Origin of the sequence: Streptomyces sp. NPDC094147 (genome assembly GCF_044764265.1) — a bacterium.
In the GTDB taxonomy this organism is placed as follows: domain Bacteria; phylum Actinomycetota; class Actinomycetes; order Streptomycetales; family Streptomycetaceae; genus Streptomyces.
Window position 1 is genome coordinate 29,052 of sequence record NZ_JBIWHT010000007.1, and the last position, 14,547, is coordinate 43,598.

Genomic DNA, 14,547 nt, shown 5'->3' on the forward strand with positions numbered 1-14,547 from the left:
AGGTGTCGTACGGGCCCTGTTGAGACTCTGAGCCGTCAGGCGACGGCGTCAGTCACGTCAGCCGTTGCGCTTCCAGCGGGGCTTGTCGTCGCGGCGGCCGAAGGAGCCGGTGTTCGTACCGGTGTTGGAACCGGAACCGCGGTGGTCGTCACGGCGGCCGTACGGACGGTCGTGGCCGCCGGCGCGGAAGCCACCACCCGCGGGGCGGTCGTCACGGCGGTCGCGGTTGAACGGGCGGTCGCTGCCGCCGCGGTTGAAGCCGCCCGAGGGACGGTCGTCACGACGGTCGCGGTTGAAGCCGCGGTCGCCGCCACGGTCGTCGCGGTTGAAGCCGCCCGACGGGCGGTCGTCACGGCGGAAACCGCCACGGTCGCCACCGCGGTCGTCGCGGTTGAAGCCACCCGAGGGGCGGTCGTCGCGACGGAAACCGCCGGAAGGACGGTCATCGCGGCGCTGGAAACCACCCGACGGACGGTCGTCACGACGGAAGCCGCCGGAAGGACGCTCGTCACGGCGCTGGAAACCACCCGACGGACGGTCGTCACGACGGAAGCCGCCCGAGGGACGGTCGTCGCGGCGCTGGAAACCACCGCGGTCGTCACGACGGTCGCGGTTGAAGCCGCCACGGTCGCCACGGTCGTCACGTCGGTTGTCGCGGCGGTCGAAGTTGCCCCGGTCGTCGCGGCGCTGGAAGCCACCGCGGTCGTCGCGGGACTCGCGGGCCTCCGGCTGGGCCGGAACGGCGGCGGCAGCAGCCGCGACCTCGGCCTCGGCCTCGGCGGCGACCTCGGCGACCGCGACCTCCGGGTCCTCGCCGCGCTCGCGGGCGGCACGCGCCACCAGGCGGTCGGCCTCCTCGCGGAGCTCGCCGGCCCGGCGCGTCAGGCGCTCCAGCTGCTGGGTGAGCTCGGCGACCTCGCGCTCGGCCTGCTTGGCCGAGTTGTTCGCCGAGTCGGCCTGGACCTCGGTCAGCGAACGGGCGCCGGTGATCTCGGCGACCTCGGGGTCGAAGGCGCCGGCGCTCTGGATGATGTGGCGCGAGGCGTCGACGCCCGCGTCCTCCATCAGCCGGAAGATCTGGCGGCGCTGGTGCGGCAGGGACAGCGACACGACGACGCCGGACTTGCCGGCTCGGGCGGTACGGCCCGAACGGTGCAGGTAGTCCTTGTGGTCGCCGGCCGGGTCCACGTTGAGGACCAGGTCGATGCCGTCGACGTGGATGCCGCGCGCGGCGACGTCGGTCGCGACGAGCGCGTTGACGTAGCCCTTCTTGAAGTCATCCAGGACTCGGGTACGCGCGCCCTGGGTCATGCCGCCGTGCAGCGCGTCGGCCTTGACGCCCGACTCGCACAGCTGCTCGGCGATGCGGTCCGCGCCCAGCTGGGTGCGGACGAAGATGATCGTGCGGCCCTTGCGGGCGGCGATCGCGGCCGTGACCGGCGCCTTGTCCTTCGGCTTCACGACGAGGACGTGGTGGGTCATGGTCGAGACGTTGCCCTGCGCGCTGTCGACCTCGTGCGTGACCGGGTTCGTCAGGTAGCGCTTGACCAGGGTGCTGATCTCGTTCTCCATGGTGGCGGAGAAGAGCATGCGCTGGCCGCCGCCGGGGATCTGGTCGAGCAGCTCGGTGACCTCGGGCAGGAAGCCCAGGTCGGACATCTGGTCGGCCTCGTCGAGGACGGCGACCTGGACGGCGCCGAGCGAGCAGGCGCCGCGGTTGATGAGGTCGCGCAGTCGGCCCGGGGTGGCGACGAGGACGTCGACACCGCGCTCCAGGGCGTAGATCTGGTTGCTCATCGAGGTACCGCCGCAGACGACCTTCATCTTCAGGCCGAGTACGTCGCCGTACGGCTGAAGCGCGTCCGCGACCTGCATCGCGAGCTCACGCGTCGGCGTGAGGATGATCGCGCGGGGCTTCTTCTTCTCGGTGTGCCCGCCGGCCAGCGCGGCCAGGGTCGGCAGACCGAAGGAGAGGGTCTTGCCGGAGCCGGTGCGGCCACGGCCGAGGATGTCCTTGCCGGCCAGGGCGTCCGGGATGGTCGCGGCCTGGATCGGGAAGGGGGTGGTCACCCCGTTCTGGGCGAGCTTGCGCACGACGCCCTCGGGCAGACCGAGGTCCGCGAAGGTGACGGTGGGCTCGGTGTTCTCGTCCGCCTCGATCTCGACGACCTCGATGACGTCGGAGGCCGCTACGGCCTCGACGACGTCGTTCTCAAGGGCGATGTTCTCGTTCTCGGGCAGGACGGAGTGATCAGTGCTGGAAATGGACATGCGAAATGCGAAACCTTCCGGAGTCTCGGCACGCGCCCGTCAACTCCGTGATTCGCAATTCGACCGCCTCGATGCGGTCAGCCACGGCTAGGGAGAGTACGCGCCACACGGCGCTCTTCTGTGTCGGCGCCGGGCAATGGGATCAAACGATCTACTACCATACGCACCCTCACCCCCCTAAGGCAAACCGAGTCCCCCTAAACCGGTCCCACCTGCGGCGATGCGGTCGGCTCCTTCTCCACTGCGGCCCCGCTGCGGCGCAGCGCGCTGTTGTGGGTGTCGGCTCCCGGGGTCGTGGACGGCGAGGGGTCCGGGGTCGGCAAGGGGTCCGGGGTCGGCGAGGAGGACGGCGGGGTCGGCGCCGGCCGGCTGGGCGAGGCCGGCGGCCGCGAGGGGCCGCCCTGCGAGGGCCTGGCCGGACCGGGTCCGCCCTGCTTCGGCGGGGCAGCCACCGGGGGCGCGGCCGGGCCCGGCGCAGCGGCCGAGCCGCTGGGGCTGGGCGTTCCGGACGCCTCCGCGGGCTCCTTCGGGTCGTGCCTGCCGGTACGGCCCCGGCCCGCCTCGGGTGCCCCCTTGCCGCCGCCGGACCTGGCCCCCTCGCCGTGGTGCCCGGCCGTCGCCGAGGGCTTCGGCCGGGCGTCGTCGCTCACGCTCATGCAGCCCGCCGACGCCGTGAGCACCAGAACGGTCACGGCCAGCTCGGCCAGGCGGACAGGGGTGGTCAACTGGCGCACGGGGGGCACCTCCGGGACAGGGGGGAGCAGCGGGGTCGTACTTCCCAACTCCCGCGCCCCCACCGGGGACACGCCCGGCCCGCACCGGCTTGCCCCCGACATTCGTCCGAGCCACGTCAAAAACCCCGGCCGCGAGCCTTGGCGGGGCCGACCGGCCTCACCCCGTTCCTGGCCTCACCCGCCCCGGCCTCACCCGTACCCGAGCGCGTGCAGCCGTTCGTCGTCGATGCCGAAGTGGTGGGCGATTTCATGAACCACCGTCACTTCCGTCTCGGCGACCACTTCCTCGCGGGTTTCGCACATCCGCAGCGTCGGGCCCCGGTAGATGGTGATCCGGTCGGGGAGCACGCCGGCGTACCACTCGCCGCGGTCGGTGAGCGGGGTCCCCTCGTAGAGGCCGAGCAGGTCGGGGGCGTCCGCGGCGGGCTCGTCCTCGACGAACACCGCGACGTTGTCCATGAGCCGCGTCAGCTCCGGCGGGATCCGGTCCAGCGCCTCGCCGACCAGTTCCTCGAACTCCTCGCGCGTCATCTCCAGCACCCCGCCATTGTCGGCCACACACCGGCATACGGGCGCGTCCGCGGGGCACCCGGCTGAAGGGGAACCAGCCTTGAGCGGCCCGTGATCTATTCGGTTTGGCCGTCCGCCCAGCGCCGTGTAAAGTCTTGACCTGCCCAAGGGCAACGGTCAGGGCTTGACCGTCCCGAGACCACACGGTCGAAGGAAAAGCCGAACCCTCCGGGGGAAAGCGGAGTCACATGCTTCTCACGTCCTCGGGGCTCGCACTCCGGGAACTAAGAAGCAAGGCAGTACTGGTCAGTTAGCCCTCATCGTCTAGTGGCCCAGGACGCCGCCCTTTCAAGGCGGTAGCACGGGTTCGAATCCCGTTGGGGGCACGCAACATCGTGTGAGACACTGTTTCACACAACAGCTTGGTCCTGTGGAGCAGTTTGGAGTGCTCGCCACCCTGTCAAGGTGGAGGCCGCGGGTTCAAATCCCGTCAGGACCGCTGGTGTTTCACGTGAAACACCGTGGCTGGGTAGCTCAGTTGGTACGAGCGATCGCCTGAAAAGCGATAGGTCGCCGGTTCGACCCCGGCCCCAGCCACCACCCGAAAGCCCCGACCGATCCGGTCGGGGCTTTCGCCGTACCCGGGCGGGGCCCGCCCCCCCCTGGGCGGGCCCCCTCACATCAGGTTTCCTCCGACACGCGGGTTCGGCCTCGCCAGCCCCGTACGCCCAGGACCAGTGCGGCCAGCGCAACCAGGCCCACCAGCAGGGCCCAGTCCGGGACCGCGTCCGCGATGCCCTTGGTCCACTCCTCCACCGCGTACGAGTCGTCGACATTCAGCAGGCCGGGCAGGGCCGTCGCGCCGTCGTACGCGAGGAACAGCGCGCCCAGGGCGATGAAGAACAGGCCCGACAGCAGTGACGTGGTGTGGAGTTCGAAGCGGCCCAGCTTCACAGCCCTGCCGCGCAGCCACTTGCGGCCGCCCAGTTCGAAGCGTTCCCAGAGCACGGCCAGCAGGAAGAGCGGGACCGCCATGCCCAGCGCGTACACCGCGAGCAGCAGGCCGCCGTAGACCGGGCTGCCGCTCACCGCCGCGACGGTCAGGACGCTGCCCAGGATCGGCCCCGCGCAGAAGCCCGCGAGACCGTAGACCGCGCCCAGCGCGTACACGGACAGGGCCGTCGTGGGGCGGATCTTCCCCGACAGCTCCGTCATGCGGCGGCTCGCGAAGCCCATGCCGACTATCTGGGCGAGACCCAGCGCGATGATCAGCCAGCCGCCGATCAGGACCAGCTGGTCCCGGTGGCCGTAGAGGAGCCGCCCGGCGTACGAGCCCGCCGCGCCCAGCGGGACGAGGGTGGTCGCCAGGCCCGCGTAGAAGATGCCGGTGCGGGCGAGCAGCTTGGTGCGGCTGGAGATCGAGTACGCGAAGAACGCGGGCAGGAGCAGTGCGCTGCACGGGCTCAGGAGCGCGAGGAGACCGCCGAGGAACGCGGCCAAGTAGCCGATGTCCGGGGTCACTTCTTCGCCGCCGCCTTCGCCGCGGCGTCGATGGCCTGCGCGAACGCGTCCATCGGCTGGGCGCCCGCCATCGGACGGCCGTTGATCAGGAAGGAGGGGGTCGAGCTCGCGCCCAGGCCGTACGCCTCGTCCTGGTCCTTCTTCACGGCCGCCTTGGCCGCGTCGCTGTCGAGGTCCGCCGCGAAGCGGGCCTCGTCCGGCACGCCCGCTTCCTTGGCGAGCTCCTTGAGGCGGTCCGCGCCGAACCCCTTCTCCTTCGAGCCCTCCGCGTACGCCGCCGCGTGGAACTGCCAGAACTTCCCCTGCTGCCCGGCCGCCCAGGCCCCGCGCGCCGCCGCCTCCGACTCGGCGCCGAAGATCGGGAAGTTGCGCCACTCGATGCGCAGGGTGCCGTTGTCGACGTACTTCTTCACCAACTGCGACTCGGTGTCGCGGGCGAACTTCCCGCAGTACGAGCACTTGAAGTCGGCGTACTCGATCATCACGACGGGCGCGTCCGCGCGGCCCTGGGCCAGCGGGTCCTTGGCGTCGCGGCGGGCCAGCTTCTCCAGCTCGGGGTGGGTGCCGGCGGACGCGTCGGCGGAGGAGGCGGTGTCGTTGACCGTGGGCTTGGGGTCCGGGGAGGTCGCCTGGTACGAGGCGATCCCGAGGACGGCGGCCACGGCCACCACTGCCGCCCCGATCAGAAACGGCTTCCTGGACTTGGCGGGCGACGGCGTGCCGGGCTTACGGGACTGCGCAGTCTTCGCGCCCTGCGTGGACTTGGCGGTCTGCGTGTTCTTCGTGGACTTCGTGTTCTTGGGCATGCGGGAACTCCGGTGCGTACGAAAGGCGCGTACGAGAAGGACGCGTACGGGGAAGGGACGGGCGGTCGCCGGGTGGCGGGCCGGCCGTCTAGACCCGGAGCACCGAGAGTTCGACGGGGGAGAGTGCGGCGAGTGTGGGCCCGCGCACCGGCGGGTTGCGGTGTGCCGCGTAGAGCCCGCACAGGGCGGCGGGCGCGATGCGGTCCTCCAGGACCGGTGCCTGGTCGTGGGCGGTGCGGGCGCGGACCGGCGCGGCCGGCTCGGAACCCTGGTTCTGGCCGCTCTTCTTGCAGCCGGGCGTGGCCGGCCCGTCCGTGAACGCGGGCGCCGACGCCTTCTGCGCCGCCGCTCCCCCGGGCGCGGCCGTCGAGACCGGCCCGCACAGCGCCATCGCGAACACCCCGAGCACCATCAGCAGCACCGCGGTGAGGCGGCGGCGCGGGGCACGGGAGCGGGGCATGCCCGAAATGGTACGGGGTGTTCACCGAGGGACACCGAAATGCGTTCGCCACTCGTCCGCGGCGGGTGAGATCCTGAATCAGGTATGTCTACTTCCTTCGCCGATCTCCAGACGCTGCTCGACGGGGCGTCGCTGCGCGACGCCCACCGGCTCGGCCGCCGTCTCGAAGGCGCCCGCCGCATCCGTAAGCCCGAGGCCCGCCAGGCCGTGCTCGACGAGATCGCCGCCGAGGCCCAGAAGTCCGCCGAGCGCATCGCCCGGCGGTCCGCCCGCATGCCCGAGGTCACGTACCCCGAGCAGCTCCCGGTCAGCCAGAAGAAGGACGACATCCTTCAGGCGATACGCGACCACCAGGTCGTGATCGTCGCGGGCGAGACCGGCTCCGGCAAGACCACCCAGATCCCCAAGATCTGCATGGAGCTGGGCCGCGGGGTGCGCGGGATGATCGGGCACACCCAGCCCCGCCGGATCGCGGCCCGCACGGTCGCGGACCGGATCGCCGAGGAGCTGAAGACCCCGCTCGGCGAGGCGGTCGGCTGGAAGGTCCGCTTCACCGACCAGGTCGACCAGAACGCGACCTTCGTGAAGCTGATGACGGACGGCATCCTGCTCGCCGAGATCCAGACGGACCGCGAGCTGCGCGCCTACGACACGATCATCATCGACGAGGCCCACGAGCGGTCCCTCAACATCGACTTCCTGCTGGGCTATCTGGCCCAGCTGCTGCCCAAGCGCCCCGACCTCAAGGTCGTCATCACCTCGGCGACCATCGACCCGGAGCGCTTCTCCCGCCACTTCGGCGACGCGCCGATCGTGGAGGTCAGCGGGCGTACGTATCCCGTCGAGGTGCGCTACCGCCCCCTCCTCGAAGAGGACAGCGAGGACTCGGACCGCGACCAGATCACCGCGATCTGCGACGCCGTGGACGAGCTCCAGTCCGAGGGCCCCGGCGACGTCCTGGTCTTCCTCTCCGGCGAGCGCGAGATCCGCGACACGGCGGACGCGCTGATCAAGAAGAACCTCAGGTCGACGGAGGTGCTCCCGCTCTACGCACGTCTGAGCCACGCCGAGCAGCACCGCGTCTTTCAGCAGCACGCCGGCCGCCGGATCGTGCTCGCCACGAACGTCGCCGAGACCTCCCTCACCGTCCCGGGCATCAAGTACGTCATCGACCCCGGCACCGCCCGCATCTCGCGCTACAGCCACCGCACCAAGGTGCAGCGCCTGCCGATCGAGCCGGTCAGCCAGGCCAGCGCCAACCAGCGCAAGGGCCGCTGCGGCCGTACGTCCGACGGCATCTGCATCCGCCTGTACAGCGAGGACGACTTCCTCACCCGGCCGGAGTTCACCGACGCGGAGATCCTCCGGACGAACCTGGCCTCCGTCATCCTCCAGATGACCGCGGCCGGCCTCGGCGACATCGAGAAGTTCCCCTTCATCGACCCGCCGGACCACCGCAACATCCGCGACGGCGTCCAACTCCTCCAGGAACTGGGGGCGTTGGACCCCACGGAGAAGGATCCGAAGAAGCGGCTCACCCAGCAGGGGCGGAAGCTGAGCCAGCTGCCCGTCGACCCGCGCCTTGCCCGGATGGTCCTGGAGGCCGACCGCAACGGCTGCGTACGCGAGGTCATGGTGATCGCGGCCGCGCTCTCCATCCAGGACCCGCGCGAGCGGCCGAGCGAGAAGCAGGCGCAGGCCGACCAGCAGCACGCCCGCTTCAAGGACGAGACCAGCGACTTCCTCGCCTTCCTCAACCTGTGGCGGTACGTCCGCGAGCAGCAGAAGGAGCGCGGCTCGTCCTCGTTCCGCCGCATGTGCAAGCAGGAGTACCTGAACTTCCTGCGCATCCGCGAGTGGCAGGACATCTACTCCCAGCTGCGTACGGTCGCCAAGACCATGGGCATCCACCTCAATGAGGAGGACGCCCCCGAGCAGTCCGTCCACACCTCGCTGCTCGCCGGTCTGCTCTCGCACATCGGGCTCAAGAACGCAGGGGGGGAGGGCGGGAAGGAAACAGCCAAGAACGAGTATCTGGGCGCCCGCAGCGCCAAGTTCGCGATCTTCCCGGGCTCGGCGCTCTTCAAGAAGCAGCCCAAGCTCGTGATGTCGGCGGAGCTGGTGGAGACCTCCCGGCTGTGGGCCCGGGTGAACGCGAAGATCGAGCCCGAGTGGATCGAGCCGCTCGCCCAGCACCTGGTCAAGCGCACCTACAGCGAGCCGCACTGGGAGAAGGACCAGGCCGCGGTGATGGCGTACGAGCGCGTGACGCTGTACGGCGTGCCGATCGTGGCGAACCGCAAGGTGAACTACGGCCGCATCGACCCCGAGGCGTCCCGCGAGCTGTTCATCCGCAACGCCCTGGTGGAGGGCGACTGGCGCACGCACCACAAGTTCTTCTCGGACAACCGCAAACTCCTCACCGAGGTCGAGGAGTTGGAGCACCGCGCCCGCCGCCGCGACATCCTGGTGGACGACGAGACTCTGTACGACTTCTACGACCAGCGGGTGCCCGAACACGTCGTGTCCGGCGCGCACTTCGACTCCTGGTGGAAGCACAAGAGGCGCGACGAGCCCGAACTCCTCGATTTCGAGCGCGAGATGCTCATCAACGAGAAGGCCGGGGCCGTCACCAAGGACGACTATCCGGACTCCTGGCGCCAGGGTCCGCTGAAGTTCCGGGTGACCTACCAGTTCGAGCCGGGCGCGGACGCGGACGGCGTGACCGTGCACGTACCGCTCCAGGTCCTGAACCAGGTCACCGACGAGGGCTTCGACTGGCAGATCCCCGGTCTGCGCGAGGAGGTCGTCACGGAGCTGATCCGCTCGCTGCCGAAGCCGATCCGCCGCCATTACGTACCGGCGCCCAACTACGCCTCGAAGTTCCTGGAGCGGGCCGTGCCCCTCCAGGAGCCGCTCCCGGTCACCCTCGCCCGCGAACTCCAGCGCATGGTGGGCGTCCCGGTCATGGCCGACGACTTCGACCTGAGCCGCGTGCCAGACCATCTGAAGATCACCTTCCGGATCGTCGACGAGCGGCGCAGGAAGCTCGCCGAGGACAAGGACCTGGAGGCGCTCAAGCTCCAGCTGCGCCCGAAGGCCCGTCAGGCCCTCTCCCAGGCCGCCGCGGCGACCGCGGGTCCCTCGGGCGAGTCCATCGAGCGCTCGGGCCTCACGGACTGGACGATCGGCACCCTGACCAAGGTCTTCGAGACCCGAAGGGCCGGCCAGCCGGTGAAGGCCTTCCCGGCGCTCGTGGACGCGGGCGAGACCGTCTCCGTACGGCTCTTCGACACCGAGGCCGAGCAGCAGCAGGCGATGTGGCGCGGCACCCGGAAGCTGATCCTGCTCGGCATCCCGGTGAACCCGGCCAAGTTCGCCTCGGACAAGCTCACCAACCAGCAGAAGCTCGCCCTGTCCCGCAATCCGCACGGCTCGATCCAGGCGCTCTTCGACGACTGCGCGATGGCGGCCGCGGACCAGCTGATCGCGGACCACGGGGGCCCGGCCTGGGACGCGGAATCGTTCCGCAAGCTGTACGACAGGGTCCGCGCGGACCTCGTGGACACGACGGTGCGCACCGTCGGCCAGGTCCAGCAGATCCTGGCCGCCTGGCAGGCCTGTGAGCGCCGCCTGAAGGCCACCAGCAGCCTGACCCTGGTCGGCAACGTCGCGGACGTACGCGACCAGCTGGCGGTCCTCGTGCCGCCCGGCTTCGTCACGAAGACGGGGCTGCGCCGCCTGCCCGACCTGATGCGCTACCTGGTCGCGGTGGACCGCCGGCTCCAGCAGATGCCGACGGCCGTCCAGCGCGACACCACGCGCATGGCGAAGGTCCACGAGATGCAGGACGAGTACGCGTGGCTGCTGGAGCAGTTGCCGCAGGGCCGGCCGGTGCCGCAGCAGGTCCTGGACATCCGCTGGATGATCGAGGAGCTGCGGGTGAGCTACTTCGCGCACGCGCTGGGCACCGCGTTCCCGGTCTCCGACAAGCGCATCGTGAAGGCGATCGACGCGGCAGCCCCGTAGCGCGGGCATCGCTGTGAGTGAGTTCGACCTGACCTGCTGATCTGCTGTACAGTCTCATTCGCAGCCAAGCACCAACGGGCTGCGAAACAAGGTCCTGTGGAGCAGTTTGGAGTGCTCGCCACCCTGTCAAGGTGGAGGCCGCGGGTTCAAATCCCGTCAGGACCGCAGTAGTTCGAAACCCCGTATCCGTCGTCGGATGCGGGGTTTCGGCGTTTTCGGTGGGCTGCGTCTTGACGGGGGCACCTGCCGCCGGTACCCCTGCAAGGAGGGGAAGGCGGAGCCCTCCCCGGGAGGTGGCGCATGACCGGGTCGTCGAGGCACGAGACACGGGCGCTGCTGCGCGCCCACCTGGCGGCCGCTTCGGGCTATCGCCACCTCACCCGCCACTGCCAGGTCTGCCACCGGCTCCTGCGGCTCGCCATGGACCCGGCCGAGCCCGCGCACCCCGAGGACGAAAGACCCTCCAAGCGGTGACCATTGGCGGGCCGGTGACCGCCCCGGCGGTGGGAGGCTCTAATGGCATGGGCCTTGACGGTGTGACGGGAGTCACGGAATGAGTTTCCGGAACAGGTGAACTTACACACCTCATACAACGCTCCCATTTAATATGTGCAATTGCACCACCTCGAACGGCGGGCGCCACGAGCCGGCGGAATTACCCCCTCCGCAGTGACCGCCGGATGGCCGTCACACGGGCCGGGGAGCTGCCGGACGTGCCGGACAAGCCCGGACATAAAAAGATCGCGCTGGACCCGGCGGAGTCCAGCGCGATCGATGACGCGGCCCGTTGGGGCGGGCATGCGTCATGTGGAGCTATAGGCGGGCCTGGCCGGGGTGGGGGCCCCGGTACGCCCGGATTATTGGGGTGTTGTTCAGGCCTCGCTGCGCTGCTGCGGAATACCCGCCAGCAGTGCGCGGACCTCTGCCTCGCGGTACCGGCGATGCCCACCCAGCGTGCGGATGGACGTGAGCTTGCCAGCCTTGGCCCAGCGGGTCACCGTCTTCGGGTCCACGCGGAACATCGTGGCGACCTCAGCCGGGGTCAGCAGCGGCTCGGCATCAGGGGTGCGAGCGGTCATGAGCGGCCTCCTCGGGAGAACCGAACCTTCTCGGTTCTTTCCTCTAAATTCTGCACCTTGACCCGCGTTGCCCGAAATGGCGGACGCGAGCCGAGTCGGTTATAGGACGAACGGCTTGTCCTCGGCACTACAACTACACCATCCGTCCAGCCACGTCGGCCAAACCGATGGAATTGCCCTCCCAGGTGTTCATCAGCGACGGAAGCCGATGGACCATGCCATAGCGGACAGTCACGCCACAGTGACGATCAGTCACAGAGCGATCAGGAGTCGTCAGACCCCCCATAGCGAGCAATACCGAGCATTCCACCACCAGTTGGGCGGAAAGGGATCCTCCCCAGACCCCTTGTCCTATTTTGGCACGAGGGTGGGGTCTGGGCGCAAGGGTGAGATAAGTGCGTTCCGTCACGCTTGGGGCAAAGGCCCGTATCAGGACCTACGTCCCGAGGCAACCACACGAAGGGCCCTCAGAAAGCGGCCCGGGGCCTCAGTTGGCCATCCGGCGCTCCTTGACGGCCCGCCAGCGCTCCGTGAAGCGGCGGTACGCCTCCTCCGCGCCCTCCTCGTCGCCGGCCCGCAGCGCGGCGACCCCCTCCGCGACATCGGCCGCCGAGCGGTCCGCCTCCAGACTCGCCGCAGGAAGAGCGTGCACCAGACCGCCGTAGTCCAGCTCGACCATCGAGCGCGGATGGAATTCCTCCAGCCACCGCCCGACATCCACCAGGCCCTCGGTCAGCGGCCCCTCGTCGATGTGGTCCCGCACCGCCTTGAGCGCCCTGGCCAGGCGCCGGCGGGCCTGGACCATCGGGGTGCGGTAGCGCAGCAAGGGCGCCGCCGCACCCTTACCTCGGGCATACTCGCGCTCTTCGTCCGAAAAGACCGTGAACCAGCTCACAGGAACGTGCCAAACACTGGTCAAGATCCACGGCCGGGCGTCCGGGTTCTTCTCCCGCCAGCGCTCGTAGTCGGTCGCGGCCTGGCGGCGCACCACCTCGGGCAGCAGCGCGTCGAGCACCGGCGCCGGGAACTGGCCCTCCAGGCCCTCCAGCGCCTGCCAGCCGCGCAGCCGGGTCCGCCACGGGCAGACGCACACCACCCCGTCGATCTCCGCCACGAACGCGTCCGCGCTCTCGTGCACCGGCACCGGGACGGGCGGCGTCGGCACCAAGTCGGCCAGCGCGCGCCGGAGTTCGTCCTGGGCGGTCGGGGTGCGCCCGCGCTCGGCATAGCGCAGCCAGTGGCCGCGTTCCGGTTCGGGAAAGGCGGCCAGCGGCTCGTACACCCGCAGGTAGGACGCGTACGGAACGATCACCGAGGACACCAGCGCCATGCTCCGCATCGTCCCACGGGTCTGCTCTCGTGCGCGCCCGCGGGGGTGATCCTCAGCACTGCGCCTGATCTACGGCCGCGTAGGACTTAATCTGCTCCACAACCAGGCCCGCCCCACCCGCAGGCGGGCCGTCAACCGCCGCTTCGTACTTGGGAGTCACCACCGTGACCGATGTGACCGGCGCCGATGACGTACTGCACACCCTGTTCCGCTCCGACCAGGGCGGCCACGAACAGGTCGTGCTGTGCCAGGACCGAGCCAGTGGGCTCAAGGCAGTCATCGCGATCCACTCCACCGCCCTGGGCCCGGCCCTGGGCGGGACGCGCTTCTACCCGTACGCGACCGAGGCGGAGGCCGTCGCCGACGCCCTCAACCTGTCGCGGGGCATGTCGTACAAGAACGCCATGGCCGGGCTCGACCACGGTGGCGGCAAGGCCGTCATCATCGGCGACCCCGATGCCTTCGAGGGCCCTCGAAGGACAGAACTCCTGCTGGCCTACGGCCGGTTCGTGGCCTCCCTCGGCGGGCGTTACGTGACGGCCTGCGACGTCGGCACCTATGTCGCCGACATGGACGTCGTGGCGCGCACCTGCCAGTGGACCACCGGCCGCTCCCCCGAGAACGGCGGCGCGGGCGACTCGTCGGTGCTGACCGCCTTCGGCGTCTTCCAGGGCATGCGCGCCTGTGCCCAGCACCTGTGGGGCGACCCGACGCTGCGCGGCCGCAAGGTGGGCGTGGCGGGTGTCGGCAAGGTCGGCCGCCACCTGGTCGAGCACCTGCTCGCGGACGGCGCCGAGGTCGTGATCACGGACGTGCGCGAGGAGTCGGTACGCGCCATCACCGCCCAGCACCCCGAGGTCGCCACCGCCGCCTCCACGGACGCCCTGATCCGCACCGAGGGGCTCGACATCTACGCCCCGTGCGCGCTCGGCGGCGCCCTGAACGACGACAGCGTGCCGGTGCTCACCGCGAAGGTGGTGTGCGGCGCGGCCAACAACCAGCTCGCGCACCCGGGCGTCGAGAAGGACCTCGCGGACCGCTCGATCCTGTACGCGCCCGACTACGTGGTGAACGCCGGTGGCGTGATCCAGGTCGCCGACGAGCTCCACGGCTTCGACTTCGATCGCTGCAAGGCCAAGGCGGCGAAGATCTTCGACACCACGCTCGCCATATTCGCGCGTGCGAAGGAAGACGGCATTCCGCCGGCTGCCGCGGCCGACCGGATCGCCGAACAGCGGATGGCGGAGGCACGTCAACACTGAGCCTTTGAAGGGCCCGCCGACCGGGCTGAGAGACATGACTCACGCCGGTCGGCGGGTCGGGCGCCAAGAAGAGGTTAAAATCGCGGTTGACCAGCGAGGACAGGGCTCTTTGTTGGTTCTGCCAAGTGGCGCGTCATGCGGGCGGCGTACCGTATGGCCGCGGAAGCAGGTACCGTTGAAGCCCTACGGACACGGTCTCTCCACGGAGAGTCCGTTCCGGATCATGAACGCGTGTCAAGACTCTGGGGCCGTCGAGCCCCGTCACCGAGGGGGTCGAGCCATGGGGCGCGGCCGGGCAAAGGCCAAGCAGACGAAGGTCGCCCGCCAGCTGAAGTACAGCAGCGGCGGGACTGACCTGTCGCGTCTGGCCAACGAGCTGGGCGCATCTACTCCGAACCCGACAGTGAGCCAACCGCCGAACGCGGAGCCACTGGAGGACGAGGAGGACGACCCGTACGCCCGCTATGCGGACCTGTACGGGAATGACGACGATGACGAGGACGAAGAGTCCGGTCCGTCGTCGCAGCGCCGCGGCGCTTGACTAC

General features: G+C 69.9%; 12 protein-coding genes and 4 tRNA genes. 8 read left to right on the plus strand and 8 right to left on the minus strand.

The genetic code is table 11. The features are described 5' to 3' along the window. Positions 1 to 57: 57 nt before the first annotated feature. From ACIQ8J_RS13490 to ACIQ8J_RS13500, 3 genes are all read right to left on the minus strand, one after another. Entirely contained in the window at positions 58 to 2,271 is a 2,214-nt protein-coding gene (locus ACIQ8J_RS13490; protein WP_403268925.1) for a DEAD/DEAH box helicase, read from the minus strand. A 197-nt stretch (positions 2,272 to 2,468) separates the two neighbouring features. After that, a complete protein-coding gene (locus ACIQ8J_RS13495) occupies positions 2,469 to 3,005 on the minus strand; it encodes a hypothetical protein (protein WP_403268928.1) in 537 nt (178 codons plus the stop codon). A 189-nt stretch (positions 3,006 to 3,194) separates the two neighbouring features. Continuing rightward, entirely contained in the window at positions 3,195 to 3,545 is a 351-nt protein-coding gene (locus ACIQ8J_RS13500) for a metallopeptidase family protein (RefSeq protein WP_403268931.1), read from the minus strand. Positions 3,546 to 3,828: 283 nt separating this feature from the next. Between ACIQ8J_RS13500 and ACIQ8J_RS13505 the strand changes: the two genes are divergently transcribed. From ACIQ8J_RS13505 to ACIQ8J_RS13515, 3 genes are all read left to right on the plus strand, one after another. Then, a tRNA-Glu gene (locus ACIQ8J_RS13505) sits at positions 3,829 to 3,901 on the plus strand. 38 nt (positions 3,902 to 3,939) lie between these two features. Continuing rightward, positions 3,940 to 4,014: transfer RNA gene (locus ACIQ8J_RS13510), tRNA-Asp, on the plus strand. A gap of 24 nt (positions 4,015 to 4,038) precedes the next feature. Next, positions 4,039 to 4,115, plus strand: a tRNA-Phe gene (locus ACIQ8J_RS13515). A gap of 81 nt (positions 4,116 to 4,196) precedes the next feature. On the opposite strand, the gene ACIQ8J_RS13520 is transcribed toward ACIQ8J_RS13515, so the two are convergent. From ACIQ8J_RS13520 to ACIQ8J_RS13530, 3 genes are all read right to left on the minus strand, one after another. After that, positions 4,197 to 5,036 (minus strand): cytochrome c biogenesis CcdA family protein, encoded by an 840-nt coding sequence (locus ACIQ8J_RS13520; protein WP_403268934.1) that lies wholly within the window; start codon positions 5,034 to 5,036, stop codon positions 4,197 to 4,199. Next, the gene (locus ACIQ8J_RS13525; protein WP_403268937.1) at positions 5,033 to 5,842 is read right to left on the minus strand and encodes a DsbA family protein; all 810 of its coding nucleotides are present in this window, start codon (positions 5,840 to 5,842) and stop codon (positions 5,033 to 5,035) included. The genes ACIQ8J_RS13520 and ACIQ8J_RS13525 overlap by 4 nt, the downstream gene beginning before the upstream one ends. A gap of 88 nt (positions 5,843 to 5,930) precedes the next feature. After that, positions 5,931 to 6,302 carry a hypothetical protein gene (locus tag ACIQ8J_RS13530; protein WP_403268940.1) on the minus strand — a complete coding sequence of 124 codons (372 nt, stop codon included), beginning with the start codon at positions 6,300 to 6,302 and terminating at the stop codon, positions 5,931 to 5,933. 84 nt (positions 6,303 to 6,386) lie between these two features. Between ACIQ8J_RS13530 and hrpA the strand changes: the two genes are divergently transcribed. The 3 genes from hrpA to ACIQ8J_RS13545 all read left to right on the plus strand — a co-directional run bounded on the left by hrpA (position 6,387) and on the right by ACIQ8J_RS13545 (position 10,805). Then, positions 6,387 to 10,331 (plus strand): ATP-dependent RNA helicase HrpA, encoded by a 3,945-nt coding sequence (gene hrpA / locus ACIQ8J_RS13535; protein WP_403268943.1) that lies wholly within the window; start codon positions 6,387 to 6,389, stop codon positions 10,329 to 10,331. 90 nt (positions 10,332 to 10,421) lie between these two features. Then, positions 10,422 to 10,496, plus strand: a tRNA-Asp gene (locus ACIQ8J_RS13540). Positions 10,497 to 10,631: 135 nt separating this feature from the next. Beyond that, positions 10,632 to 10,805, plus strand: a complete 174-nt coding sequence (locus ACIQ8J_RS13545) for a DUF6274 family protein (protein WP_403268946.1) — start codon at positions 10,632 to 10,634, stop codon at positions 10,803 to 10,805. 398 nt (positions 10,806 to 11,203) lie between these two features. Here the strand turns inward: ACIQ8J_RS13545 and bldC are convergent, their stop codons facing one another. Together bldC and ACIQ8J_RS13555 are read right to left on the minus strand one after the other, a co-directional pair. Next, complete coding sequence (gene bldC, locus ACIQ8J_RS13550) at positions 11,204 to 11,410, minus strand: developmental transcriptional regulator BldC (RefSeq protein ID WP_003949541.1); 207 nt, start codon at positions 11,408 to 11,410, stop codon at positions 11,204 to 11,206. A 487-nt stretch (positions 11,411 to 11,897) separates the two neighbouring features. Beyond that, positions 11,898 to 12,740 (minus strand): hypothetical protein, encoded by an 843-nt coding sequence (locus ACIQ8J_RS13555; RefSeq protein WP_403268948.1) that lies wholly within the window; start codon positions 12,738 to 12,740, stop codon positions 11,898 to 11,900. A 164-nt stretch (positions 12,741 to 12,904) separates the two neighbouring features. Between ACIQ8J_RS13555 and ACIQ8J_RS13560 the strand changes: the two genes are divergently transcribed. Both ACIQ8J_RS13560 and ACIQ8J_RS13565 read left to right on the plus strand, forming a co-directional pair. Next, the gene (locus ACIQ8J_RS13560; RefSeq protein ID WP_403268951.1) at positions 12,905 to 14,002 is read left to right on the plus strand and encodes a Leu/Phe/Val dehydrogenase; all 1,098 of its coding nucleotides are present in this window, start codon (positions 12,905 to 12,907) and stop codon (positions 14,000 to 14,002) included. Positions 14,003 to 14,282: 280 nt separating this feature from the next. Further along, a complete protein-coding gene (locus tag ACIQ8J_RS13565; protein ID WP_403268953.1) occupies positions 14,283 to 14,543 on the plus strand; it encodes a DUF3073 domain-containing protein in 261 nt (86 codons plus the stop codon). The last annotated feature ends 4 nt before the right edge of the window (positions 14,544 to 14,547 follow it).